The 25,084-nt window shown below is 63.7% G+C and carries 27 protein-coding genes; 10 read left to right on the top strand and 17 right to left on the bottom strand.

The genetic code is table 11. The annotated features are described in order from the left end of the window. Nucleotides 1–4: 4 nt before the first annotated feature. The 9 genes from ACFSQT_RS26510 to mdh all read right to left on the bottom strand — a co-directional run bounded on the left by ACFSQT_RS26510 (nt 5) and on the right by mdh (nt 9,825). Nucleotides 5–820: a hypothetical protein gene (locus ACFSQT_RS26510; RefSeq protein ID WP_379023707.1), complete on the bottom strand. Its 816-nt coding sequence runs from the start codon at nt 818–820 to the stop codon at nt 5–7. 28 nt (nt 821–848) lie between these two features. Beyond that, nucleotides 849–2,129, bottom strand: a complete 1,281-nt coding sequence (odhB, locus tag ACFSQT_RS26505) for a 2-oxoglutarate dehydrogenase complex dihydrolipoyllysine-residue succinyltransferase (RefSeq protein ID WP_379023705.1) — start codon at nt 2,127–2,129, stop codon at nt 849–851. 67 nt (nt 2,130–2,196) lie between these two features. Then, nucleotides 2,197–5,184, bottom strand: a complete 2,988-nt coding sequence (locus tag ACFSQT_RS26500; protein WP_379023703.1) for a 2-oxoglutarate dehydrogenase E1 component — start codon at nt 5,182–5,184, stop codon at nt 2,197–2,199. 148 nt (nt 5,185–5,332) lie between these two features. Further along, nucleotides 5,333–6,235: a succinate--CoA ligase subunit alpha gene (gene sucD, locus ACFSQT_RS26495; protein ID WP_379023701.1), complete on the bottom strand. Its 903-nt coding sequence runs from the start codon at nt 6,233–6,235 to the stop codon at nt 5,333–5,335. A 14-nt stretch (nt 6,236–6,249) separates the two neighbouring features. Continuing rightward, nucleotides 6,250–6,747, bottom strand: a complete 498-nt coding sequence (locus ACFSQT_RS26490; RefSeq protein ID WP_379023699.1) for a DUF1579 family protein — start codon at nt 6,745–6,747, stop codon at nt 6,250–6,252. A 4-nt stretch (nt 6,748–6,751) separates the two neighbouring features. Next, nucleotides 6,752–7,123: a cupin domain-containing protein gene (locus tag ACFSQT_RS26485; RefSeq protein ID WP_379023697.1), complete on the bottom strand. Its 372-nt coding sequence runs from the start codon at nt 7,121–7,123 to the stop codon at nt 6,752–6,754. Between the two features lie 29 nt (nt 7,124–7,152). Further along, on the bottom strand, nt 7,153–7,542 hold the full coding sequence (locus ACFSQT_RS26480; RefSeq protein ID WP_379023695.1) for a hypothetical protein: 390 nt from the start codon (nt 7,540–7,542) through the stop codon (nt 7,153–7,155). A 101-nt stretch (nt 7,543–7,643) separates the two neighbouring features. Then, entirely contained in the window at nt 7,644–8,840 is a 1,197-nt protein-coding gene (gene sucC, locus ACFSQT_RS26475; protein WP_379023693.1) for an ADP-forming succinate--CoA ligase subunit beta, read from the bottom strand. 16 nt (nt 8,841–8,856) lie between these two features. After that, nucleotides 8,857–9,825, bottom strand: coding sequence for a malate dehydrogenase (mdh, locus tag ACFSQT_RS26470; protein ID WP_379023691.1), 969 nt, complete (start codon nt 9,823–9,825; stop codon nt 8,857–8,859). A gap of 238 nt (nt 9,826–10,063) precedes the next feature. Between mdh and ACFSQT_RS26465 the strand changes: the two genes are divergently transcribed. Continuing rightward, entirely contained in the window at nt 10,064–10,492 is a 429-nt protein-coding gene (locus ACFSQT_RS26465; protein WP_379023689.1) for a GNAT family N-acetyltransferase, read from the top strand. Between the two features lie 62 nt (nt 10,493–10,554). Here the strand turns inward: ACFSQT_RS26465 and ACFSQT_RS26460 are convergent. From ACFSQT_RS26460 to ACFSQT_RS26450, 3 genes are all read right to left on the bottom strand, one after another. Continuing rightward, nucleotides 10,555–11,498 (bottom strand): IS630 family transposase gene (locus ACFSQT_RS26460; RefSeq protein ID WP_379018015.1). Its coding sequence is split into 2 segments (ribosomal slippage): nt 10,555–11,162 and nt 11,162–11,498, totalling 945 coding nucleotides; the frame shifts between segments, so codons are not numbered across the junction. A gap of 211 nt (nt 11,499–11,709) precedes the next feature. Beyond that, a complete protein-coding gene (zapE, locus tag ACFSQT_RS26455; protein WP_379023687.1) occupies nt 11,710–12,912 on the bottom strand; it encodes a cell division protein ZapE in 1,203 nt (400 codons plus the stop codon). A gap of 83 nt (nt 12,913–12,995) precedes the next feature. Continuing rightward, complete coding sequence (locus ACFSQT_RS26450) at nt 12,996–13,535, bottom strand: protease inhibitor Inh/omp19 family protein (RefSeq protein WP_379023685.1); 540 nt, start codon at nt 13,533–13,535, stop codon at nt 12,996–12,998. A gap of 295 nt (nt 13,536–13,830) precedes the next feature. Between ACFSQT_RS26450 and ACFSQT_RS26445 the strand changes: the two genes are divergently transcribed. The 8 genes from ACFSQT_RS26445 to ACFSQT_RS26410 all read left to right on the top strand — a co-directional run bounded on the left by ACFSQT_RS26445 (nt 13,831) and on the right by ACFSQT_RS26410 (nt 21,159). Beyond that, nucleotides 13,831–14,841, top strand: coding sequence for an MBL fold metallo-hydrolase (locus tag ACFSQT_RS26445; protein WP_379023683.1), 1,011 nt, complete (start codon nt 13,831–13,833; stop codon nt 14,839–14,841). Between the two features lie 75 nt (nt 14,842–14,916). Continuing rightward, a complete protein-coding gene (locus tag ACFSQT_RS26440; protein ID WP_379023681.1) occupies nt 14,917–15,078 on the top strand; it encodes a DUF1328 domain-containing protein in 162 nt (53 codons plus the stop codon). Nucleotides 15,079–15,150: 72 nt separating this feature from the next. Beyond that, a complete protein-coding gene (dapF, locus tag ACFSQT_RS26435; RefSeq protein ID WP_379023679.1) occupies nt 15,151–16,035 on the top strand; it encodes a diaminopimelate epimerase in 885 nt (294 codons plus the stop codon). Then, nucleotides 16,035–17,327 carry a tRNA (N(6)-L-threonylcarbamoyladenosine(37)-C(2))-methylthiotransferase MtaB gene (mtaB, locus tag ACFSQT_RS26430; RefSeq protein WP_379023677.1) on the top strand — a complete coding sequence of 431 codons (1,293 nt, stop codon included), beginning with the start codon at nt 16,035–16,037 and terminating at the stop codon, nt 17,325–17,327. Before dapF ends, mtaB begins: the two co-directional genes overlap by 1 nt. A gap of 12 nt (nt 17,328–17,339) precedes the next feature. Continuing rightward, nucleotides 17,340–19,223: a signal recognition particle-docking protein FtsY gene (ftsY, locus tag ACFSQT_RS26425; protein WP_379023675.1), complete on the top strand. Its 1,884-nt coding sequence runs from the start codon at nt 17,340–17,342 to the stop codon at nt 19,221–19,223. 61 nt (nt 19,224–19,284) lie between these two features. Further along, entirely contained in the window at nt 19,285–19,959 is a 675-nt protein-coding gene (locus ACFSQT_RS26420) for a septation protein A (protein ID WP_379023673.1), read from the top strand. 9 nt (nt 19,960–19,968) lie between these two features. Continuing rightward, the gene (locus ACFSQT_RS26415) at nt 19,969–20,589 is read left to right on the top strand and encodes a pyridoxamine 5'-phosphate oxidase family protein (protein WP_379023671.1); all 621 of its coding nucleotides are present in this window, start codon (nt 19,969–19,971) and stop codon (nt 20,587–20,589) included. A 39-nt stretch (nt 20,590–20,628) separates the two neighbouring features. Beyond that, nucleotides 20,629–21,159, top strand: a complete 531-nt coding sequence (locus ACFSQT_RS26410; RefSeq protein ID WP_379023669.1) for an NADPH-dependent FMN reductase — start codon at nt 20,629–20,631, stop codon at nt 21,157–21,159. A gap of 374 nt (nt 21,160–21,533) precedes the next feature. On the opposite strand, the gene ACFSQT_RS26405 is transcribed toward ACFSQT_RS26410, so the two are convergent. Then, nucleotides 21,534–21,743 (bottom strand): tautomerase family protein, encoded by a 210-nt coding sequence (locus ACFSQT_RS26405; RefSeq protein ID WP_379023667.1) that lies wholly within the window; start codon nt 21,741–21,743, stop codon nt 21,534–21,536. 33 nt (nt 21,744–21,776) lie between these two features. After that, complete coding sequence (locus ACFSQT_RS26400; RefSeq protein ID WP_379023665.1) at nt 21,777–22,694, bottom strand: SMP-30/gluconolactonase/LRE family protein; 918 nt, start codon at nt 22,692–22,694, stop codon at nt 21,777–21,779. A gap of 346 nt (nt 22,695–23,040) precedes the next feature. Here ACFSQT_RS26400 and ACFSQT_RS26395 point away from each other — a divergent pair, with 346 nt between their 5' ends. Next, nucleotides 23,041–23,208, top strand: a complete 168-nt coding sequence (locus ACFSQT_RS26395; protein WP_379023663.1) for a hypothetical protein — start codon at nt 23,041–23,043, stop codon at nt 23,206–23,208. 160 nt (nt 23,209–23,368) lie between these two features. On the opposite strand, the gene ACFSQT_RS26390 is transcribed toward ACFSQT_RS26395, so the two are convergent. The 3 genes from ACFSQT_RS26390 to ccmB form a co-directional block, all read right to left on the bottom strand. Next, the gene (locus ACFSQT_RS26390) at nt 23,369–23,947 is read right to left on the bottom strand and encodes a DsbE family thiol:disulfide interchange protein (protein ID WP_379023661.1); all 579 of its coding nucleotides are present in this window, start codon (nt 23,945–23,947) and stop codon (nt 23,369–23,371) included. Continuing rightward, complete coding sequence (gene ccmD, locus ACFSQT_RS26385; RefSeq protein ID WP_379023659.1) at nt 23,944–24,111, bottom strand: heme exporter protein CcmD; 168 nt, start codon at nt 24,109–24,111, stop codon at nt 23,944–23,946. Before ccmD ends, ACFSQT_RS26390 begins: the two co-directional genes overlap by 4 nt. A 179-nt stretch (nt 24,112–24,290) precedes the next feature. Beyond that, nucleotides 24,291–24,956 carry a heme exporter protein CcmB gene (gene ccmB / locus ACFSQT_RS26380; protein WP_379023657.1) on the bottom strand — a complete coding sequence of 222 codons (666 nt, stop codon included), beginning with the start codon at nt 24,954–24,956 and terminating at the stop codon, nt 24,291–24,293. Nucleotides 24,957–25,084 lie beyond the last annotated feature (128 nt).

Below are 25,084 nucleotides of genomic sequence, written 5' to 3'. Positions count from 1 at the left end.
ATGCCTACTGGTCTCCCGTCTCTGGCGTCGAAAGGGCGGGCAGGCGTTTGTCCACCTCTACGCTGATGCCGGCATAGCTCATCGTAGCAAGCCTTTCGTACCAGCTCTTGTCCTCCTTGCAGCTCCGTCTCAGCGAGGCTAGCGTCGCCGCATCCGGTTTGTGCCAGAGGTGGTTGGCGTCGGCTGCGTTCAGCTCCGCACTCACTTCGTCGCGCGGCAGGCCGACTGCGACCAGCTTCTGCCCAACTTCGATCAGCATGCCATTCCAGTCATGGATCAAGGTCGGCAACAATCCGAATCCGACAGCGCCGACGCAGTCGAACAGCCTTGTCTGCGCTGGCAGATCACCTTCAATCGTTGCCTTGATTTCTTTCCACTGGGCATCTGAAACCGGCGCTTCGATCGCGCGAAGTCCAGTGCTTTTCAGCATTCCCTTGATGAGTTGGACCCACCCCTCATTCTCCGACCCTGCAAGTTCGTCGATTTTACTGTCGCTATTGCAGTCGATTTTCGCAGGGATCAGCGGGCGATCGAGCCGCGCCTTGACACTCTTGACGAAGTCGGCGGGAAAGCCGTCAGCCCAGAGCGACGCAACGAGGATCGCTGCTGCCTCCCCCCATGCCTTGTCGTCGCGAGCAGGTGAGGACGACGGTGCGCAGACTGCCGCAATGGAGCGCTCCGTAACGAGCGAATCGGCATAGAAATCCAGCACAGGGATGTACTGCAATGGCGGTACCTCGTCCGCGTGGGCCTGAGGACTGAAGGCGCTGAACCCCGCGGCCAACGCTGCCGAGGAAAGCGCCTGCAGAACGTACCTCATAGAACTCCCCTCTCGCTCAAGCCGGCGGTCAGAGATCGAGCACCAGCCGTTCCGGATCCTCCAGGCTTTCCTTGACGCGGACGAGGAACGTCACCGCTTCCTTGCCGTCGACGATGCGGTGATCGTAGCTGAGCGCCAGATACATCATCGGCCGGATCACGATCTGGCCGCCGACCACGACCGGCCGGTCCTGGATCTTGTGCATGCCGAGGATGCCCGACTGCGGCGCGTTGAGGATCGGCGTCGACATCAGCGACCCGTAGACGCCACCATTGGAAATCGTAAACGTGCCGCCCTGCATGTCGGCGACCGACAGTTTGCCGTCGCGCGCGGCGATGCCCAACCGGCCGATTTCCTTTTCGATCTCGGCGATCGACATCTGGTCGGCATCGCGCACAACCGGCACGACCAAGCCTTTTTCGGTGCCGACGGCGACGCCGATATGGGCGTAGTTCTTGAAGATGATGTCGGTGGCGTCGATCTCGGCATTGACCGAGGGGATTTCCTTCAAGGCGTGGGTGACGGCCTTGGTGAAGAAGCCCATGAAGCCGAGCTTCACGCCGTGCTTCTTCTCGAACACGTCCTTGTACTTGGTGCGCAACGCCATCACCGCGCTCATGTCGACCTCGTTGAAGGTGGTCAGCATGGCGGCGGTCGACTGCGCTTCCTTGAGCCGGCGCGCGATGGTCTGGCGCAGCTTGGTCATGCGCACGCGCTCCTCGCGCGACGCATCGTCGCCCGAGGATGGCGCACGCACCGCAACCGGCACCGGCGCTGCCTTGGGCGTCTCGGCCGGCTGCGACGGCGCGCCCTTGGCGATCGCGTCGAGCACGTCGCCCTTCAGCACCTGGCCACGCTTGCCCGAGCCGGAGAGCTGATCGACCGCCAGATTGTGCTCGGCGATCAGTTTTGCCGCCGCCGGCGCCGGCGGCATGGAGCGCGGCTCGACCGCGCCGGCATCGCCGGCGATCTTGGCGGTCTCGGCCGCGGCCTGCTTGCCGGTCGATGCCGCATCTGGTGACGAGGCCTGCGACACCGCCTGTGGCTTGGTCGCCGGGGCGGCGGCATCGCCACCCGCCGAAATCGAACCCAGCAGCGCGCCGACGCCGACCGTTTCACCTTCCTTGACGGTGATCTCGCCCAGCGTCCCGGCGGCGGCGGCAGGCACCTCCACCGTCACCTTGTCGGTCTCGAGCTCGACCAGCGGTTCATCGGCGGCGATCGTGTCGCCGACCTTCTTGAACCACTTGCCGACGGTCGCTTCGGTGACGGATTCGCCGAGAGTGGGAACGCGGATTTCGGTAGCCATTGTGCCTGTCCGTTTCTTTCGGTTCTGTTTTATTCGCCCAGATCTGTTCTATTCACCCAGATCTGTTCTATTCACCAAGCGCGTCTTCGAGCAAGGCGGCGAGCTGGGCAAGGTGCTTCGACATCAGTCCGGTCGCCGGCGAGGCAGCCGCCGGGCGGCCGGTGTAGCGCACCCGCTGATGCTTGGCATCGATATGCGCCAGCACCCATTCCAGATATGGATCGATGAACGACCAGGCGCCCATGTTCTTGGGCTCCTCCTGGCACCACACCATCTCGGCGTTGCGGAAACGTGACAGTTCCGTGATCAGCGCCTTGGCCGGGAACGGATAGAGCTGTTCGACGCGCAGCAGGTAGATGTCGTTGATGCCGCGCTTCTCGCGCTCCTCGTAGAGGTCGTAATAGACCTTGCCCGAGCACAGCACGACGCGGCGGATCTTCGAATCCTTGGTGAGCTTGATCGTCTGGTTGGGCAACAGCTGGGCATCGTCCCACAAAAGCCGGTGGAACGAGCTTTCGCCCGAGATTTCCGGCAGCGTCGACACCGCCCGCTTGTGGCGCAGCAGCGACTTCGGCGTCATCAGGATCAGCGGCTTGCGGAAGTCGCGCTTCAGCTGCCGGCGCAGGATGTGGAAGTAGTTAGCCGGCGTCGTGCAGTTGGCGACTTGCATGTTGTCTTCGGCGCAAAGCTGCAGGAAGCGCTCGAGGCGGGCCGAGGAATGCTCCGGACCCTGGCCTTCATAGCCATGCGGCAAGAGACAGACGAGGCCCGACATTCTGAGCCACTTGCGTTCGCCCGACGAGATGAACTGGTCGAACACCACCTGGGCGCCGTTGGCGAAGTCGCCGAACTGCGCTTCCCACAAGGTCAGCGCCTTCGGTTCGGCCAGGCTGTAGCCATATTCGAAGCCCAGCACCGCCTCTTCCGACAACATCGAGTTGATGACTTCGTAGCCGGCCTGTGCCGCCGACAGATTGTTGAGCGGGATGTAGCGGGTCTCGTCGCGCTGGTCGTAGAGCACGGAATGGCGCTGCGAGAAGGTGCCGCGTTCGGAATCCTGCCCCGACAGGCGGATCGGATTGCCGTCGAGCAGGATAGCGCCGAAGGCCAGCGCCTCGGCCGTCGACCAATCGATGCCTTCGCCGGACTCGATCGCCTGGCGGCGGTTCTCGAGGAAACGGATGATCGTCTTGTGCGCCTCGAAATCCTTCGGCACCTCGGTCAGCTTCTTGCCGATTTCCTTCAGCGTCTTGACGGGCACGGCGGTCTTGCCGCGCCGCTGTTCGTCCTGGTTATCGGCCGTGCGCAGGCCCGACCAGGCGCCGTCCAGCCAGTCGGCCTTGTTGGGCTTGTAGCTCTGGCCGACTTCCCACTCGGATTCCAGATGCGCCCGCCAGTCGGCCTTCAGCTGGTCGAGCTCGGCCTGGGTGATGTGACCCTCGGCGATCAGCCGGTCGCCATAGATCTGCACCGTCGTCTTATGGGTGCGGATGTTGCGGTACATGATCGGTTGGGTGAAAGCCGGTTCGTCGCCCTCATTGTGGCCGAAGCGGCGGTAGCAGAACATGTCGACCACGACCGGCTTGTGGAACTTCATGCGGAATTCGATCGCCACCTTGGTGGCGTGGACCACGGCTTCCGGATCGTCGCCGTTGACGTGGAAGATCGGCGCCTCGATCATCTTGGCCACGTCGGACGGATAGGGTGACGAGCGCGAGAAGCGCGGATTGGTGGTGAAGCCGATCTGGTTGTTGATGATGAAATGCAGCGTGCCGGCGACGCGGTGGCCGCGCAGGCCGGACAGGCCGAGGATTTCGGCGATCACGCCCTGGCCGGCAAAGGCGGCGTCGCCGTGCAGCAGCAGCGGCAGCACCTTGGCGCGCTCCTCCAGCGGCACGATCTCCTCGCGGCTGCGGCCGAACAGATAGTCCTGCTTGGCGCGCGCCTTGCCCATCACCACCGGGTCGACGATTTCCAGATGCGAGGGGTTGGCGGTCAAAGACAAATGCACCTTGTTGCCGTCGAACTCGCGGTCCGACGAGGCGCCGAGATGGTACTTGACGTCGCCCGAGCCCTCGACCTCGTCGGGTGCGGCCGAGCCGCCCTTGAACTCGTGGAAGATGGCGCGGTGCGGCTTGGCCATCACCTGGGAGAGCACGTTCAGCCGGCCGCGATGGGCCATGCCGAGCACGATCTCCTTCATACCGAGCTGGCCGCCGCGCTTGACGATCTGCTCCAGCGCCGGGATCAGCGATTCGCTGCCATCGAGGCCGAAGCGCTTGGTGCCCTTGTACTTGACGTCGATGAACTGCTCGAAGCCTTCCGCCTCGACCAGCTTCTGCAGGATCGCCTTCTTGCCGGTGGCGGTGAAGGTGATCTCCTTGTCGGCGCCCTCGATGCGCCCCTGGATCCAGGCCTTTTCCTCGGGGTCGGAAATATGCATGAACTCGACGCCGAGCGTCGAGCAATAGGTGCGCGTCAGGATCTCCAGCATCTGCCGGATGGTGCCGAATTCGAGCCCGAGCACATTGTCGAGGAAGATCGGCCGGTCGTAATCGGCTGATGTGAAGCCGTAGTTCTCCGGCGACAATTCGTTGTAGTCCTCGAGCGGCTTGGCGATGCCGAGCGGGTCGAGATTGGCGTGCAGATGGCCGCGCATGCGGTAGGCGCGGATCATCATGATGGCGCGCACCGAATCGCGCGTCGCCTGGTGCACGTCGGCGTCGGAAAGGACGATACCGTTGGTGACCGCTCTGTCCTTGACCTTCTTTTCCAGATGCTTCTCGACGATGCCCCAGTTGCCGTCGAGCGCCGACACCAGTTCGCCATTGGCCTGCAGCGGCCAGGAGGGCTTTGCCCAGGAAGCGCCCTTGGCGTTCCTGCGCACATCGCCGGCGTCGTCCTTCAGCCCGGCGAAGAACTCCTGCCATTCGGGATTGACCGATTCCGGATCGTCCTCATACGCGGCGTAGAGCGCGTCGATGTAGTCGGCGTTACCGCCATAAAGGAATGAGGTGAGTGAAAACTGGTCGTTGGCCTGATCTTGTCTTGCCATTTTTGTTCGCGGAGCCTGGCTCCGTCTCCTGTTTTTGGAGGGGAGTAGGGCAGTAGGGGAGTAAGGCAGTAGGGAAAGCAGGCGATTGCCGCGCTCGTCCCATTCTTCCTATTCCCCTACTCCCATACTGCCCTACTCCCTTATTGCCTTAACCCTTGATCGCCTCGACCAGCGTCGTGCCGAGCCGTGCCGGCGAGGGCGAAACTCTTATCCCGGCCGATTCCATCGCCGCGATCTTGTCCTCGGCGCCGCCCTTGCCGCCGGAGATGACAGCGCCCGCATGACCCATGGTGCGGCCGGCCGGCGCCGTGCGCCCGGCGATGAAGCCGGCCATCGGCTTCCTGCGGCCACGCTTGGCTTCGTCCTTGAGGAACTGCGCGGCGTCTTCCTCGGCCGAACCGCCGATCTCGCCGATCATGATGATCGACTTGGTCTCGTCATCGGCGAGGAACATCTCGAGCACGTCGATGAACTCGGTGCCCTTGACGGGGTCGCCGCCAATGCCGACGGCGGTGGTCTGGCCGAGGCCGACATTGGTGGTCTGGAACACGGCCTCATAGGTAAGTGTTCCCGAGCGCGAAACAACGCCGACCGAGCCCTTGCGGAAGATGTTTCCGGGCATGATGCCGATCTTGCATTCGTTGGGGGTGAGCACGCCCGGGCAGTTCGGGCCGATCAGCCGCGAAGTCGAGCGGTCGAGCCGCGCCTTGACCTTGATCATGTCCATCACCGGAATGCCTTCGGTGATGCAGATGATCAGCGGGATCTCGGCCTCGATCGCTTCGAGGATCGCTTCGGCGGCGCCCGCCGGCGGCACATAGACGACGGAGGCGTTGGCGCCAGTCTTTTCCTTACCCTCGGCGACGGTGGCGAAGATCGGCAGGCTCTCGCCCTTCGAGCCGGTCCAGGTTTCGCCACCCTTCTTCGGATGGATGCCGCCCACCATTTTCGTGCCGTGATAGGCCAGCGCCTGTTCGGTGTGGAACGTGCCGGTCTTGCCGGTCAGGCCCTGCACCAGCACCTTGGTGTTCTTGTCGACGAGAATGGACATGGTGGCCCTTTTTCTTAGAAATCGTTGATCGAGGAAGGTGAGACACGGCTGTAGACGCCGCTCACCATGTCTTGCCAGACATCGCTGCCGGCGGGTTGGAACTGCAGTCGCATGCGGTAGTTGTCTTCAGTGTCGAAATCATATGTCACGCGCGCGGAGCCGCGCGGCGACGAGCGCAGCAGGGTCAGCGTATTGCCATCCCACGTGCCTGTTGCCGGTGCGGCCGGCACAAATCCCATCGAATCGAACTGATGCATGGTGAAAGTGCTGTTCGCCTGATCGAAGCCGAAAACATTGTGCGAACCGAACGAGACAGTGCCGTCGCGGCGCTGGCGATAGCGCTGAACAACGAACAGGCCGCCAAACTCGGCCTCCGAAAGCACTTCCGAAGTCGCCATACCGGCATCGGTCCATTGCGTGGCCGCCACGTCTTCCTCGCCACGCCACGAACCGACCAGCGCTTGCAGGCGCTGGTGACCGTCCGAGAGGGAGGAGAAAGGTGCCGGGTTCATGGGTTCAGAGCCGCTTCAGATCGGTGACGGTGAGGTCGCTCTTGGCGTTACCGGTGTTGAGCGTCGTCGCCGGCTCGAACATCAGCACGATAGGCTCCGCGGTCAGCGAACGCGGCCGGTGTTCGACGCCGCGCGGCACGACGATGAAGTCGCCCTCGCCGAGTTCGACCGGACCGTCGCGGAAATCGATGGCGATACGGCCGCGCAGCACGAGGAAGGCTTCATCCTCGTTGTCATGCGCGTGCCAGTCGAAGACCTCGCCGAACTTGGCGACCTTCGCCTGGCTGTCGTTGACGTCGCCGGCGATATGCGGGTCGAAGACCTTCTTGATCTTCGCGTCCGCCGCCTCGACGAGGTTTATCTTGTGCGGGGGCATTGGCTATCGACCTCTACCTTGTTCTGTTTTCAAGCTGGGCATCGTTGCTTTCCGTGAACGACAGCGCCGATCCACTGGCCTTTGACCTCGCGCATCGTCACCAGTTGAATGGACAAATCACCGTCGGCGTTCTTGAGCACCCCGAGGGAGTCGGGATCGTTATCCGTCTGGAATCTGCTGCCATACTTGGAAAGCAGTCTCTGCAGGATCATATTGGCCGCCAGCTTCGGCTTGTCTGTGCCAAATGAAACCAGGCAATCGCACTGGCCGTCCACATTCCTGATCGAGGCGACGATTTCCGTGGCTTTGTAAACCTGGCGCCCGTTGGAGTCCGTCCTAAAGCTATTCCCATGAGCGGTCGCGGTGAACTTGCCGAAGCTGGGCGCCGTTGCCGGACACAAACTCATAAACAGGTTCACTCTTATCCCAATCCAGGCGGGCGACGCCGGATCTTGGGCCGAACGTGCCGGGCCAGCCCAAAAGGCCATGCCGGTTAGCGCTATGGCCAGAAGGAGCCGCATCAGCCGCCCTTAACCGCCTTGACGATCTTCTTGGCCGCGTCGTCGAGATCGTCCGCCGACACCACGTTCAGGCCGCTGTCGTTGATGATCTTTTTGCCGAGCTCCGCATTGGTGCCTTCCAGGCGCACCACCAGCGGCACTTCCAGGCCGACTTCCTTGACCGCGGCAATCACGCCCTCGGCAATGATGTCGCACTTCATGATGCCGCCGAAGATGTTGATCAGGATGCCCTTGACCGCCGGATCCTTGGTGATGATCTTGAACGCCGCCGTCACCTTCTCCTTCGACGCGCCGCCGCCGACATCGAGGAAGTTGGCCGGCTCGGCGCCGTAGAGCTTGATGATGTCCATCGTCGCCATGGCGAGGCCTGCGCCATTGACCATGCAGCCGATATTGCCGTCGAGCGCGACATAGGCGAGGTCGTATTTCGACGCCTCGATCTCCTTCTCGTCCTCTTCGGTGGTGTCGCGCAGCTCGAGCACGTCGGGATGGCGAAACAGCGCGTTGTTGTCGAACGACACTTTGGCGTCGAGCACGCGCAGCCGGCCGTTCTTCATGACGATCAGCGGGTTGACCTCGAGCAGGCTCATGTCCTTCTCGACGAAGGCCTTGTAGAGGATCGGGAACAGCGTATCGCCATCCTTGGCCGCGTCGCCGTCGAGCTTGAGCGCGCCGTTGAGCGCCTTCAGGTCGGCCGCCGTCACGCCCTTTCCCGGGTCGATGGCGACGGTGATGATCTTTTCCGGCGCGTCGTGCGCGACCGCCTCGATGTCCATGCCGCCCTCGGTCGAGACGACGAAGGCGATGCGGCCGACCGAGCGGTCGACCAGGATCGACAGATAAAGCTCGCGCTCGATGTCGGCGCCATCCTCGATGTAGAGGCGGTTGACCTGCTTGCCGGCCGGGCCGGTTTGCTTGGTCACCAGCGTGTGCCCAAGCATCTCGTTGGCGTTGGCGACCACCTCGGCCACCGACTTCGCCAGCCTGACGCCACCCTTGGCGTCGGGGCCGAGCTCCTTGAATTTGCCCTTGCCGCGGCCGCCGGCATGGATCTGGCTCTTCACCACATAGAGCGGGCCGGGCAGCGCCCTCGCGGCGGCTTCCGCCTCGCTCGCCTTGAACACCGGCACGCCTTCGGCCACCGGCGCGCCGAAGCTCTTCAGCAGCGCCTTGCCCTGATACTCATGGATGTTCATCTTCGATGTCTCCGGGTTACTTGCTGGCGAGTTGCGGCGCGATCTTGACGCAGGCCTCGGTCAGGCCCTGCACCGTCGCCACCGAAGCGTCGAACATCTTCTGCTCGCTCTTGTTGAGGTCGATCTCGATGACGCGTTCGACGCCGCCGGCGCCGATCACCACGGGAACGCCGACATAGGTGTTCTTGACGCCATACTGGCCGGAGAGATAGGCAGCACACGGCAGCACGCGCTTCTTGTCCTTGAGATAGGCTTCCGCCATCGAGATCGCCGAGGCGGCCGGCGCGTAATAGGCCGAGCCGGTCTTGAGCAGGCCGACGATCTCGGCGCCGCCGTCACGGGTGCGCTGGACGATCTGGTCGAGCCTTTCCTTCGAGGTCCAGCCCATCTTGATCAGGTCGGGCAGCGGGATGCCGGAAACCGTCGAATAGCGGATCATCGGCACCATGGAATCGCCATGGCCGCCGAGCACGAAGGCGGTCACGTCCTCGACCGAGACCTTGAACTCCTCGGCCAGGAAATAGCGGAAGCGCGAGGAGTCGAGCACGCCGGCCATGCCGACGACGTGGCTCTTGGGCAGGCCGGAGAACTTCTGCAGCGCCCAGACCATGGCGTCGAGCGGGTTGGTGATGCAGATGACGAAGGCCTTCGGCGCGTATTTCTTGAGGCCGGCGCCGACCTGTTCCATGACCTTGAGATTGATGCCGAGCAGGTCGTCGCGGCTCATGCCCGGCTTGCGCGGCACACCGGCGGTGACGATGCAGACATCCGCACCCTCGATGCCGGCATAGTCGTTAATGCCGGTGAGGCGGCTGTCGAAGCCGTCGACCGGCGACGACTGCGCGATATCGAGCCCCTTGCCCTGCGGAATACCCTCGGCGATATCGAACAGCACCACGTCGCCGAGATCCTTGAGACCGATCATGTGGGCGAGCGTGCCGCCGATCATGCCAGAGCCGATGAGCGCTATCTTGTTGCGTGCCATGTCAGGATGTTTTCCCTTTGTCAGTGACGGCGCGCCCAAATCTTGAACGACTTGGTTGACGGCGTCGAGGAAGAGGCCGGAATGCTGTGAGGAACCCGCGGATTTTCGCCGCACCCAATAGCCTTGGTGCAAGATAAATTCAATCGATTATTTCGGAGCTAGCATTTTCAATCGGTTAGATAGTTTGGGATTTACGTAAACGTCAAAGTTTATAAGCCAACTTGGGGGAATTTACACAATGAAGATGGAAATCCGAAGGCTATTCCCTGGCGATGACGCCCTTGTGATGCAGGTCGCCGAGGATGTCTTCGACGAGCCGGTCAGGCCGGATCGTCTGGCAGACTATCTCCGCGAACCCGGCCATTTCATGATCGTGGCGCTCGCCGACGGCGTTGTCGTCGGTCAATGCGCCGCCGTCATCCACCGCCACCCCGACAAGGTGAGCGAGCTCTATATCGACGAGGTCGGCGTGTCGCCGGCCTTCCAGCGCCAGGGCATCGCGCGAGACATGCTCGACGCGATGTTCGCGATTGGTCGCGAGCATGGCTGCGAGGAGGCCTGGGTCGGCACCGAGCCGGACAATGTGGCTGCCCGCGCGCTTTATGAGTCGCGCAAGGAGCCGCATGGGGCAGCGCAGGATTTCGTGATGTATGTGTATGAATTGTAGGCGTCGGCGGGACCGGGGGCGAAGGACCGCGACTTCTGAAGACTATCTAGAGCACGTCCGGTTTAATCTGGGTCATAACCTGCGGCCTTGAAGTAGTTCTGGCATTCGGCTGGGGTGAAGAGGTCGACGAGCGATCCGACGGCGGTCCACAGGGCTGTGATTGTCCTCTCGGCTTTGGCCCGCATAAGAGCCTTGAGTTTTGAGAAGGCGTTTTCGATCGGATTGAAGTCGGGGCTGTAGGGCGGCAGGAACATGAGCCTCGCGCCGGTCGTCTCGATTGCATCGCGAACGCCGGCGGCCTTGTGGGCGGGAAGGTTGTCCATCACGACGATGTCGCCCTCCGACAGGGTCGGGACCAGCACCTGCTCGACATAGGCCAGGAATACGTTGCCGTTCATGGCGCCGTCATAGACGAACGGGGCGGTCATGCCCGTCAGCCGCAGTGCGCCGGTGAAGGTGGTGGTTTTCCAATGGCCGTGCGGCACGCCCGCCCGGCAACGCTCACCGCATGGCGCACGGCCCCGCAGCCGGGCCATCTTGGTCGATAGTCCAGTTTCATCGATGAACACCAGCTTTGCCGGATCGAGATCGAGTTGGCCGTCGAACCACGCACGACGGCGCTTCAGGATGTCGGGACGATCCTGCTCCAGTGCATGTGCGGACTTTTTTTGAACGTCCAGCCGTGCCGGCCAAGCCAGGCGCTTAAGGCGCTGCGACTGATCCGAGCCGATCGCTCGACCGCCAGCCGCTCTACCATCTCGTTCAGCGTGATGTCCTTGCGCTCATCGATCAACCCCACGATGAAGGCTTTATGCGCATCGAGGCTGGACGCGCGTCGACGGCCTTGCGGCCGCGGCGTCCGCTCGCCGATCTTCGCCCGTGCGATCCACCGGATTGCACTCGATATGCCGACGCCGAACCGCGCCGCCGCCTGCCGGGCAGACATGCCCGCGTCCGAAGCCTTCAAGACCCGCGATCGAAGATCGTCGCTCAGTGCTCTTCCCATCATCCACCTCATCAAAGTGGATGTTGAATCACCCGCGAAGCCCGACGTCACATCACAATCGATTCATTGATCGCGGGACGTGCTCTAGAGCAATTCCAGGAAAAGTGTGTAACGGTTTTCCCGGGAAAAGCGCGTAGCGCTTTCCCTCAGGGAATTGCGTCAAAACAAACAGATAGAGCGGTTCGGCGTTTCCGTGAAACGGTGAACCGCTCTAGGCTTGCGCCTGTTCCGGCTCGGTCAGATGCACCTTCGCCTGCTGCCGTTCCGCCCAATCCTCCAGCCAGTCACGGCTTTGCATCTCGATCAGGCGCGATGCCGTGCGTTCGAACTCGAAGACCTCGACGCCTTGCTTGGCCACATAAAGCTGCGGCGGCGGGGCCTCGGCGCTGACCACCAGCCGCACATGATGATCGTAGAGCGTGTCGATCAACAGAATGAAGCGCTTGGCTTCGTTGCGCCTGCCTTCGCCGAGCACCGGGATGTGATCGATGAAGACGGTCGAAAAGCGGCCGGCAATCGCCAGGAAATCGCGGGCACCGTGCGGCTTTTCGCAGAGGTCGGCGAAGGAAAAACGCGCCGCATGGCCGGCCGCACGCGGCACGACCACCTGCCGTCCCTTGAGGGTCAGCGAGGTCTCGGCCGTCGGCACGCCACGCGTCATGGCTTGCCAGGCCTCGTCGAGCATCCGGTCGGCCGCCGCATCGGCCGGCGTGACATAGACCGGCGTGCGGGCGAGCTTTTCCAGCCGGTAGTCCTTGTCGGCGTCGAGCGACAGCACCTGGGCATGGCGCTCCAGGATGCCGATGAACGGCACGAAAAGCTGGCGGTTCAGCCCATCGCCATAAAGATTTTCCGGCGCCACGTTCGAGGTGGCGACCAGCACCACGCCGTTGGCAAACAGCGCTGAAAACAGCCGTGACAGGATCATCGCGTCGGCAATGTCGGTGACCGAGAACTCGTCGAAGCACAGCACCCATGCCTGCTCGGCCAGCGCCTTGGCCACCGGCGGGATCGGATCGTCCTCCTTGACCGTGCCGTCCTTGCGTGCCTGCCGGTGCTTCTGGATGCGGTCCTGCACATCGGCCATGAAGTCGTTGAAATGGACGCGGCGCTTGCGCCGCACCGGCAGCAATTCGAAGAACATGTCCATCAGCATGGTCTTGCCGCGGCCGACGCCGCCATGGATGTAGAGGCCTTTGACGGCCTCGTGCGTTTCGCGCTTGCGGGCAAACAGCCAGCCCAGCGCGCTGGACTTTTGCGCCAGCCGCTTGGCCGAGATCTCGTCGGTCAGCCGGTCGAGCGCGACGGCGATCCGCTCCTGCGCCGGATCGCGTCCGATCGCGCCGGTTTCCACCAGGTGGTCGTAGCGCTGCCTGACGGTCGCATGGGTCTGGAGGCCGTCACGCAGATGCATCGGTCACGTCGTTGTCGAGCAATTCCAGGAAAACTGTGTCGCTGTCTTCCGTCCGGAATTGCGTAAAACCAAATAGGATCGGCCTACCTTGTAAGCGAAATCGCCTGGCCGTTGGAAGTCTGGCCGTCGAATTTCGAGCCGCCCGAGGAATAGAGCCGCGCCAGCGCGCCGCCATTTTCGTCATAGAGCGTCAGCTGCTTGCCGGCGACGTTCCACGACTTGATGCCGTCGATCGGCGCCGGGCAGTGCAGCGGCCCGGCGCGGAAGCCGGCGCCGAACTTGGTCTGCGGCGTCGCCACCTTGCAGGTCTGGCCGGAAACGCTGGCATTCCAGACACCGGCGACGCTGGCCGCGGTCAGATCCGTGGCGCCTGCGGGCGCCGTGCCATCCGGCGGCAAGGACGCAACCTGCGTATTCCCAGGCGCGGTCGGGAATTGCGACGGGTCGGTGGCGCCCGGTGCCGCCGGCGGCGGCAGCTGATTGCCGGTCACCTGGCCAGCCGGGGCCGGCTGCAGCGGTGCCGGCTGCTGGTCATCCATCGACGAGAAGCGTGAGGTCGAACAGCCACTCGCAACGAGCGCCGCCAGCGATACGGCCACCAGACCGCTTTTCGAAAAAGTCATTCCAACCTCCGTCGGATTCGGCTGGGGGGCGCCGTCCGCACAATCTCACCCCCACCAAGATGGAGAAGGTGGCGAAATTTCAACCCGATATGGTTAAAATACGGTTTGCAGCAAGATTTGTTGCAAATTTATCGCAGTCACGACGGCACCGGCCCGCTTGCCACTCGGCTCCCTGGGACGGTGCTGCCCCTGGCGCCCGGCAGTCGGAAGCCGCGCTTGCGGTCTTTCCAAATGCTTGCGCCGGCCGGCATCGGTCCTATCTCTTAAAAACCGAAACCTGCCGGAGCCGAAAAAATTGGCCGCGAGAAAGAGAGCTGCCAATCCCTACTACAGCGGCCCGCCCAGCGATCATTTCGACGGCACCTTGTTCTTCAATCCTGACGGCCAGCCACCCGGCCGTTTCGCCGACCTGCTGAAATGGCAGTTGAGCGGCAAGCGCTCGAAATGGCCGGCGACCACTCCAAGCCCTTTTGCGCAGGTAAAACCGGCGACGCGCGTCGAAGGCGCCGGGCTGAAAGTGACCATGGTCGGCCATTCGACGGTGCTGATCCAGACAGCCGGCCTGAACATCCTCACCGATCCTGTCTGGTCGCCGCGCGTATCGCCGCTCTCCTTCGCCGGACCAAAACGCGTCAGCCCGCCGGGCATCGCCTTCGCCGACCTGCCGCCGATCGACCTCGTCCTGGTCAGCCACAACCATTACGACCATCTCGACCTCGCCACGCTGAAGCGGCTGAAGACCCGTCACGACCCGCTGGTGATCACCCCGCTTGGCAACGATGTCCTGATCGGCGATGCGGTTATCGGGATGCGGCTGTCGGCGCATGACTGGGGCGACAGGGTCGAGATCGGCAACGGCGTCGCCATCCATGTCGAGCCGGTTCACCATTGGTCGGCGCGAGGCGCCCGCGACCGGCGCATGGCGCTGTGGGCCGGCTTCGTCATCGAAACGCCTGATAGCAAGGTCTATTTCGCCGGCGACACCGGCTTCCACGATGGCATCAACTACCGGCTGATGGCCGAAAAACATGGCGGCTTCCGCTGCGCCATCCTGCCGATCGGCGCCTACGAGCCGCGCTGGTTCATGGCGCCGCAGCACCAGAACCCGGAAGAAGCGGTGCAAGGCATGAAGCTGTGCAACGCCGCCTTCGCCGCCGGCTGCCACTGGGGCACCTTCCAGCTCACCGACGAACCGATCGACGAGCCGGCCCGGAAATTGGCCGAGGCGCTTGGCGACCAAGGCATCCCGCAGCAGCGCTTTCGCGCCCTGCGGCCCGGCGAGGTCTGGGACGTGCCAGCCATCTAGCCAGGCAGCTCACCAAAGGAACCCAAATTGCTGAAACGCGTTGGTTTCCCAACGCAGTTGGCTGGGAGCCTCGCCATGATCAAGTGGATCATCATTCTTCTGATCGTCGCCGCGGCGGCGAGCCTGCTCGGCATGCCGGCACTGGCCGGAGCCGCCGCCACCGGCGCGCGCATCCTGATCGGCATCGTTCTGAGCATCTTCCTGCTGATCGTCCTTGGCGTCTTCGCGGTGACGTGACCCCGCTCCGCACTGGTAATTCCCGCCCGTTTCCGCCATATAGCGCCAAACGGACATGGAATTCGCGGAGCAATGGCCAGCACTGCCCCTTTCGCCAAGATGAACGGCATCGGCAACGAGATCATCGTTGCCGACATGCGCAGCCGTGCCGATCGGGTGACGCCGGCCGCGGCCATCGCACTGAACGCCGATGCCGCGACCCGATTCGACCAGATCATGGCGATCCACGACGCCAGGACGCCGGGCACTGCCTTTTTCATCGACATCTTGAATTCCGACGGCTCCAAGGCGCAGGCCTGTGGCAATGGCATGCGCTGCGTTGTCCAGGCGCTCGCCGCCGAGACCGGCCAGAAGACCTTCACCTTCGAGACCGTCGCCGGCATCCTCAACGCTCGCGAACATGCCGACGGCTCGATCTCGGTCGACATGGGCACGCCGCGTTTCGGCTGGCAGGATATCCCGCTGGCCGAGGAGTTCCACGACACCCGTATGATCGAGCTGCAGATCGGCCCGATCGACGCGCCGGTGCTGCACTCGCCCTCGGTCGTCTCGATGGGCAACCCGCACGCCATATTCTGGGTCGATCGCGACGTCTGGTCCTATGAGCTCGACCGCTTCGGGCCGCTGCTCGAGAACCATCCGATGTTTCCCGAGCGTGCCAACATCACCATCGCACAGGTCACTTCACCCGACACCATGGTCATCCGCACCTGGGAGCGCGGCGCCGGCCTGACCAAGGCCTGCGGTTCGGCCGCATGCGCATCGGTGGTCGCGGCGGCCCGCACCAACCGGACCGGCCGCAGCGTCAGCCTGATTACGCCCGGCGGCGGCTCGCTGCATGTCGAATGGCTGGATAACGACCACGTCATCCTCACCGGTGCCGCCGAATGGGAATTTTCCGGCAGCTTCGATCCGTCGACCGGCATCTGGGCCCGCGACACCGAAAGCGCGGCCTGATGGCGTCCCAGGGTATCGATGTCGTCACCTTCGGCTGCCGGCTGAACACCTATGAGTCCGAGGTGATGCGGCGCGAGGCGGAAAACGCCGGCCTCGGCGCGCTGGAAGGTGGCGCCGTGATCTTCAACACCTGCGCCGTGACCGGCGAAGCCGTGCGCCAGGCCAGGCAGGCGATCCGCAAGGCGCGCCGCGACAACCCTGAAGCACGCATCATCGTCACCGGCTGCGCCGCGCAGACCGAACCGCAGAGTTTCGCCGTCATGGACGAGGTCGATCTCGTGCTTGGCAATGAGGAGAAGCTGCAGGCGCACTCCTATCGCGCGCTGCCGGATTTCGGCGTCAACGACACCGAGAAGGCACGCGTCAACGACATCTTTTCGGTGCGTGAGACCGCCGGCCACATGGTCGACGCCATCGAGGGCAGGGCGCGTGCCTTCGTCCAGGTGCAGAACGGCTGCGACCACCGCTGCACCTTCTGCATCATTCCCTACGGCCGTGGCAATTCGCGCTCGGTGCCGATGGGCGCCGTGGTCGAGCAGGTCAAGCGGCTCGCCGGCAATGGCTATGCCGAGATCGTATTGACCGGCGTCGACATGACCAGTTTTGGCGCCGACCTGCCGGGTGCGCCGAAGCTCGGCAAGCTTGTAAAGACCATCCTCAGGCAGGTGCCCGACGTGAAGCGCCTGCGGCTGTCGTCGATCGATTCGATCGAGGCCGACGACGAATTGCTCGACGCCATCGCCACCGAACCCAGGCTGATGCCGCATCTGCATCTGTCGCTGCAGTCGGGCGATGACATGATCCTGAAGCGGATGAAGCGCCGGCATCTGCGCGACCAGTCGATCCGCTTCTGCGAGGATGTGCGCAAGCTGCGCCCCGGCATCGTCTTCGGCGCCGACATCATCGCCGGCTTCCCGACCGAAACGGATGAGATGTTCGAAAACTCGGAGAAAATCGTCGAGGAATGCGGGCTGACGCATCTGCATGTCTTTCCGTTCAGCCCGCGCGAAGGCACGCCCGCCGCGCGCATGCCGCAGGTCCGCCGCGAGCTGGTCAAGCAGCGCGCCGCCCGGCTGCGCGCGGTGGGTGAGGCTGCGTATCGGCGCCATCTGTCGTCGCTTTCCGGGACGCGTCAGTCGATCCTGATCGAGCGCGACGGCCTTGGCCGCACCGAAGGTTTTACGCTTGCCGCGCTCGGCGCCGGCGTGCCGGGTGAGATCGTCGAGGCTGACATCACCGGCCACGACGGTATCAGGCTGATCGCGGCGCCCCTTGCCGCCCGCGCCGCCTGAGAAACGCAAAGCATGGCTGGTTTTTTCAAGAAGATATTTTCGTTCGGCAAGAAAGAGGTGGTCGAGGAGCGGGTCGACGAGACCGCCCCGCTGCCGCCGATCAAATGGGAAGCGCTCGATGCGCTGAAGCCGGCGGCGGAGCAGGCCGTTCCGGAGTTCTTGAAGCGCGACGAGCCAGAACCAGCGCCCCACCCTCCCCTTGATGGGGAGGGTCGCCACGAAGTGGCGGGGAGGGGTGACAGCGCCGGCGCCAGTCACCCCCACCCCCGAGCTGCGCTCGGGACCTCCTCCATCGAGGAGGAGGTAAAGCCAGCGCCCGAGGAACCAGCGCCAGAGCCAACGCCTTCGATTCCGACCATACCGGAGCCGACCGTTCCTGCCGTTCCGGAAATCCAGCCTGAGCCTGCTCCGGTCGAGGAGCCGAAGCCGGTTGAGCCGCCAGCGCCTGTCGAGGAGCCGACGCCCGAGGAAATCCCACCCGCGCCTGTCGTGCCCGAGCCGATTCCTGCACCGGAGCCGCAGGAAATTCCGGAGCCAAGGCAGCCGGAGGTCGTGCCGCCGCAACCGGAGACACAGCCAGAGCCAGCACCTGTCGAGGTGCCGGCGCCGCCAGTCGAAGCTCCAGCCGAAACGCCGGCACCTGAAATCCCGCCGGCCGAAGTTTCGCCGCCCATTCGCCAGCCGGCTCCGATTGAGCAGCACTCGGTGCGCGCCGAGATCGCGCCGGAGATCGAGGCCGCGCCGGCGCCCCACCCTCCCCTCGATGGGGAGGGTCAGGGGGCGGAAGCGGCGGGGTGGGGTGGCAGCGCCGGCGCCAGTCACCCCCACCCCCGAGCTGCGCTCGGGACCTCCCCCATCAAGGGGGAGACGACGCAACCAGCGCCACAGCCAAAACCCGTTCCCGCTCCCGGCAAGGTGACCGTCACCAAGAAGGTCGAGCAGAAGGCCGAGCCGCAGAAGGCGCCGGAACCGGCGCCGAGGCGTTCCTGGTTCCAGCGCATGCGGGACGGGCTCGCCCGCTCGTCGCGCGAACTCACCGGCAACATCGCCGGCGTCTTCACCAAGCGCAAGCTGGACGAGGAGACCCTGCAGGACCTGGAAGACGTGCTGATCCGCGCCGACCTCGGCATGGAGACGGCGCTGCGCGTCACCGATGCGCTGGCGTCCAGCCGCTACGGCAAGGATGTCTCCGACATCGAAGTGCGCGCCATCATGGCGGCCGAGGTGGAGAAGGTGCTGACCCACGTCGCCATGCCGCTCGAACTCGATCTCTCGCACAAGCCGCATGTCATCCTGGTGGTCGGCGTCAACGGTACCGGCAAGACCACCACCATCGGCAAGCTGGCGGCCAAGCTGACCGATGGCGGCCTGTCGGTGATGCTCGCCGCCGGCGACACGTTCCGCGCCGCGGCAATCGAGCAATTGAAAATCTGGGGCGAGCGGACGAAATCGCCGGTCATCGCCTCCAAGCTCGGCGCCGATGCCGCGGGGCTGGCCTATGACGCCTTCGAGAAGGCCAGGGAAGCCGGCTCCGACGTGCTGATCATCGACACCGCCGGCCGCCTGCAGAACAAGACCGAGCTGATGGCCGAGCTCGAAAAGATCGTCCGCGTGCTCGGCAAGCTCGACCCGGAGGCGCCGCACACCGTTTTGCAGACGGTAGACGCCACCACCGGCCAGAACGCGCTCAACCAGGTCGAGATCTTCCGCAATGTCGCCGGCGTCAACGGCCTGGTGATGACCAAGCTGGACGGCACGGCGCGTGGCGGTATTCTGGTGGCGATCGCGGCAAAGCACAAATTGCCGGTCTATTTCATCGGCGTCGGCGAACAGGTCGACGACCTCGAACCTTTTTCAGCCAGCGAATTCGCCAGGGCGATCGCTGGAGTGGCTTAACAAGCATATCCCAGAAAGTTGCAGACTTTTTGGATCAGACTATGCGCAAGAAAGAAATGCCATGAACCCACCCATTCTCGAACGCGATCCGTCCGACCCGCAAAAAGAGAAGAAGGAAGGCGTCAATCCGCTGCTCAAGCTGGTGCTGGAGCTGGGGCCGCTGATGGTGTTCTTCTTCGCCAATGCGCGCGGCGAATGGCTGGTGGGGAAATTCCCCGTTCTAGCCGAATTGGGCGGCCCGATCTTCGTCGCCACCGGCCTGTTCATGGCCGCCACGGCAATCGCGCTGATCGCCTCGTGGCTGCTGATGCGCACCTTGCCGATCATGCCGATGGTGTCGGGCGTCGTCGTTCTCATCTTCGGCGCGCTGACGCTCTATCTGCAGGACGACATCTTCATCAAGATGAAGCCAACCATCGTCAACACGCTGTTTGGCGGCGTGCTGCTCGGCGGCCTCTATTTCGGCAGGTCGCTGCTTGGCTATGTCTTCGATTCGGCCTTCAGCCTCGACGCCGAGGGCTGGCGCAAGCTGACCTTTCGCTGGGGCCTGTTCTTCCTGTTCCTGGCCCTTGCCAATGAAGCGGTGTGGCGGAATTTTTCCACCAACGCCTGGGTTACCTTCAAGGTCTGGGGCATCATGCCGATCACGCTTCTGTTCACCTTCAGCCAGATGCCGCTGATCCTGCGCCATTCGCTCGACGAAAAAGCCGGGAAAGAAGAGAAGGCCGGCAAATAGGAGGGGGCCATGGAATTCGTCACCACGCGCGATGAGCTGAGGACGATCTACAAGACACCGCAACCGACCGACGGCTCGATCCGCAAGGAATTGAAGGCGCTCGACGGCCATTGCCGCTCCTTCATCGGCAAGAGCCCCTTCGTGCTGATCGGTTCGTCCGACGGCGCCGGCAATGCCGACGTGACGCCGAAGGGTGACAAGCCCGGCTTCGCCGCCATTCTCGACGACAGGACTATCGCCATTCCCGACCGGCCCGGCAACAACCGACTCGATACGCTGGAGAACATCCTGCTCAATCCGTCGGTCGGGCTGCTCTTCCTCATCCCCGGCATGAACGAGACGCTGCGCGTCAATGGCGACGCCCGCATCACCGTCGACGCCACCCTGCGCGAACGCCTCGCCGTCGACGGCAAGGAACCGCAAAGCGTCGTCGTCGTCACCGTCAAGTCGGCCTACATGCATTGCGCCAAAGCCTTCATGCGCTCGGATCTGTGGAAGCCGGAAACCTGGTACGACCGCGCGACGCTGCCGACGCTCGGCCAGATTCTGCACGACCAGCTGGCGGTGGCCGATTCGGCCGAGGCGACCGACCGCTGGCTGGACGACGCCTACAAGCAGACCATGTGGTAGGCTTTCGGGACGACGATTCGTCCCGGCTGGTTCCAACCCTTGCTGAATATCCTTGCCATCTCGGGCAGCCTGCGCGCGGCCTCAACCAATTCCGCACTGGTCGCGGCCCTGGCGCGCGACGCGCCGCCCGGCTGTCGCGTCACCGTCTACGACCGGCTTGGCAGCCTGCCGATCTTCAATCCCGACGACGAGGGCGATCGAACGCCGCTCGAGGCCTCCGAACTGATCGACGCGGTCACCAGCGCCGACGGCGTCATCATCTCGTGTCCGGAATATGCCCATGGCGTGCCGGGCGGGCTGAAGAACGCCCTCGACTGGCTGGTGTCGCGCGACGCCGCCGTCGAGAAGCCCGCCATGCTGGTGCACGCCTCGTCGCGCTCGCTGTTCGCCCGCGCCGCGCTGAGCGAGATCATACGCACCATGTCGTTCGCGCTTTATGACGGCGGGCTTGAGATTGCCTTGCTCGGCAAGAAACCGCCGGAGGTGGAGAACATCCTGGCTGAACCGGAAAAGCGGCTGGCCCTGCGCGACACCATTTCAGCTTTCGCCGACTTCATCCGCTCGCGTTGAGCGACGGCACCACGCTTTCAGGGCGTAGTGACGCGGAGGCCGCTGTGATGCGCCGTGACATCAACCAAAGAATGCGACGGCGTAGTGTGAAAGCCCTTCTGTTGCGATCCTTCCCACCCCCTCTGTCCTGCCGGACATCTCCCCCGCAAGGGGGGAGATCGGGTGTCATTCCGGCTTTCGCCAATCTCCGCCGTCGCAAGAATGAGCCGAGCGCCGAGGCTGCCAATCTCCCCCCTTGCGGGGGAGATGCCCGGCAGGGCAGAGGGGGGTGCTGTCCCGCCAGCCTCTCGCAAACTTCTGTGCGGCACCCGAAACCCGATGACCAAGGAACGGAAGGCTCGGCCAATCTCGAAGGGTTGCTCCGAAAGGTGCGACTACCGCTTCCATCTCAGCGTCTCGACATCGGTCTTGCCGACATACCAGTCGCGGGCGTTGACCTCCTCGAAGACCACCCAGACATCGTCATTGCTGAGGCCGGTGGCGTCCATGATGGCAGCCGTGACCCTTTTGGCTATGTCCGCCTTCTTGCCCGCCGGATCGGCGGCGATGACTTCCTTGACGATGCGGATGTTGACGAATGGCATGGCTTCCTCCCCTTCGATTTTGTTGACGGCGGCTCAATAAGTCTTGGCGCCGTTGACCATCAGCCGCACCATGTAGAGCGAGGTGGTGCCGGCGATGTAGAGACAATTCAGCTTGTTGCCGCCGAACACGCAATTGGCGGTGACTTCCGGCACCTTGACCTTGCCGATCAGCGTCCCGTCCGGATCGTAGCAGTGGATGCCGTCGGCAGCACTGGTCCAGATGCGGCCGCCCTCGTCGAGCCTGAAGCCGTCGAACAGGCCGGCCGTGCAGTCGGCGAAGACTTTTTCGCCCGAGACCTTCTTGCCGCCCTTGCCGACATTGAACACCCGCATATGGGCAGGATCTTGCGCGCCATGCGTGCGGCCGGTGTCGACGACATACAGCTTGCTTTCGTCGAGCGAGAAGGCAAGGCCGTTGGGCCTGACCATGTCGGTGATGACGGCTTCCACCTCGCCCGTGCCGGGATCGACCCGGTAGACATAGCAGGCGCCGATCTCGCTCTCCGCCTTGTCGCCCTCATAATCATTGTCGATGCCATAGGAAGGATCGGTGAACCAGATCGAGCCATCCGACTTGACCACCACATCGTTGGGCGAGTTCAGCCGCTTGCCGCGCCATTTGGCTGCAATGGTGGTGATCGAGCCGTCATGCTCGGTGCGGCTGACGCGGCGGCCCGAATGCTCGCAGGTGACCAGCCGGCCTTGCCTGTCGACGGTGTTGCCGTTGGAATTGCTGGATGGCTGGCGAAAGACGCTGACACGGCCGTCGGTCTCGTCGAAGCGCAGCATGCGGTTGTTGGGGATGTCCGACCAGACGACATAGCGGCCGGCGGCAAACCAGGCCGGCCCTTCCGCCCATTGGCAACCGGTGAAGAGCTTGTTGACATGCGCATTCGTGCCGATCAGGCGCGCGAAGCGCGGATCGAGAACTTCGTAATCTTCGGCGGCCATGGCTTCCCTCTCAGGTCATTTCAACGCGGCGCCAGATCAAGCCAGCCGGCGACCAATAAGGCAAGATCGATGATGAAATCGCCCGCAACCTCCTGCAGAGGTGATGAGGGCACCGCCAGGTTGATCGCCGTTGACCCCGGTTAAGCGAGGTTAACTCAGGTTAAGCACGGGTAACTCAGGTTAAGCGCACTTAACCCCGGTTAAGCCGGCTTAACCCGCTATGCGTCTGGCGCAACGGTGCATTGCAACATCTTCTTTTTGCAATGCACAATTCCTATGTCATGTTCCGTATCGATCAAGGGAGGAATAACCGCCGCGGAAATGCGGCGCCAAAAGGAACCTTGCTATGATCCTCGACAGCCTCATGACCCGCGCTCGCACCAGCATTGCCAAGCGCAAGCACTACAACCGCCTTGTCGCCGAAATCGATAGCTTTTCCAGCCGCGATCTGGCCGACATGCGCGCCGACCGCTCGGAAATGCTCTACCAGGTCCACAAGCAGATCTACGGCTGATCTTAACTCACGTGATTTGGCGCCGCCCAGGCACGTTGAGATTCAGGTCAGGCCGAGTCGAGAATAGTGGATTCCGAGAACCGGAGCGGAGCGTACTTTTGGGTACGTGAGCACCGGAAGCGCAGGAAGCCGCTATTCGCAAGCCGGCATCACCTGAATATCAACGTGCCGCCAGTGCCTTGTCGATCTGCGGCAACAGCAGCGTCCGCGCCGTCTCGGCCGTCAGCGGACCGACATGCTTGTAGGCGATCTTGCCGTCCTTGCCGATGACGAAGGTTTCCGGCACGCCGTAGACACCCCAGTCGATCGCCGTGCGGCCGGCTTCGTCGACCCCGATCGCCTGGAACGGATTGCCGAGGTCGCCGAGGAACCGGCGGGCGTTTTCCGGCTGGTCCTTGTAGTTCAGCGCCGCCATCACAAAACGCTTGTCCTGCGCCAGCGCCAGCAGCACCGGGTGCTCCTCGCGGCACGGCGCGCACCACGACGCAAACACGTTGACCAGCGTGACCTTGCCGGCGAAGGATTTCGAATCGAGCCCGGGCAGGTTCATGCCCTCCAGCGCCGGCAGGTTGGTCTGCGGCGCCGGCAGGCCGATCAGGGCCGACGGCACTTCCGAAACGTCGCGTCCCGACAACAGCTGCGCCAGGAACAGTCCGGCCAGGCCGAGGAAGACCAGCAGCGGCAAAAGCACGAACAGGCGGCGACGGGGTGGTGCCGGCGTTTCCGTTTCCATGCTCATGATTTGACCGCCTTGTCGGAACGCCGCCGCACCCCGGAGGCTTCCAGTTCGGCAAGCTCGCGTTTTCGCGCCCGCTGGTCGAGCAGGATCCAGGCGACCAGCCCTGCCAGAACCACGGCAGTGATGCCATAGGCAGCCGTGACGTAAAGGGCGTGTACGCTCATGCCTGCCGCTCCATCGACGACGTCCTTCTTTCCAACCCGATCCTTCCGCCTCGCACGATCATGCTTTCCCTTAATGGCGCGCCGGCGGCTTCGCAATCGGCTGCCGCTCCGCAGCCTGCGAACGTATACGGTCGCCGCGCCGCCGCCTTTGATGTCACGCAAACCACGATCGATATCACTCAATCCGTTCCGTGCCGCAGCGCCAGCGCCGCCGAGACCGGACCCAGCACCGCAAGAAACAGGGTCAGCGCGGCAAGAATGAGGAAGGGCTGCAAAAACGGATCGGGATTGGCCGTCGCGCCGTAGCTCGCCGAAACGCCGAAGATCAGCACCGGAATGGTCAGCGGCAGCACCAGCACCGAGATCAGCAGCCCGCCACGCGGCAGTGCCACCGCCACCGCCGCGCCCGCCGCACCGATGAAGGTGATCGCCGGGGTGCCGACCAGCAGCGTCAGCGCCGTGGCGCCGATGGCAACCGGCTCCATGTTCATGAACAGGCCAAGCAAGGGGGCGGCGACCACCAGCGGCAGCACGCTGCCCGCCCAATGCGCCAGGCATTTCGTCAGCACCGTCAAGGCCAGCATGTACCGGTCGTTGCCGAGCACCAGCAGATCGAGCGAGCCGTCCTCGCGGTCGGCCTGGAACAGCCGGTCGAGCCCGAGCAGGCAAGACAGCAGCGCACCGATCCACAGGATCGCCGGGCCGATGCGGGCAAGCAGCTTCAGATCCGGCCCAACCCCGAACGGGATGGTGGCGATGACGGCGAGGAAGAAGATGACGCCGGTCAACGCCCCGCCGCCGGCGCGGATGTTGAGGCGGATGTCGCGAGCGAAAAGGGACCACATTACGATGTGGTCCTTTGTTGAGGTTGGCGTTCTGTCACGCCCCCCTCTGGCCTGCCGGCCATCTCCCCCACTTGGGGGGAGATTGGCAGCTTCGGCGCCTCGCTTGTCTTTGCGACGGAGGTGATTGG

Origin of the sequence: Mesorhizobium calcicola (assembly GCF_042682105.1) — a bacterium.
Classification (GTDB): Bacteria; Pseudomonadota; Alphaproteobacteria; order Rhizobiales; family Rhizobiaceae; genus Mesorhizobium; species Mesorhizobium calcicola.
The sequence above is the reverse complement of the archived record's forward strand: the minus strand, read 5'-3'. Positions and strand labels throughout refer to the sequence as shown.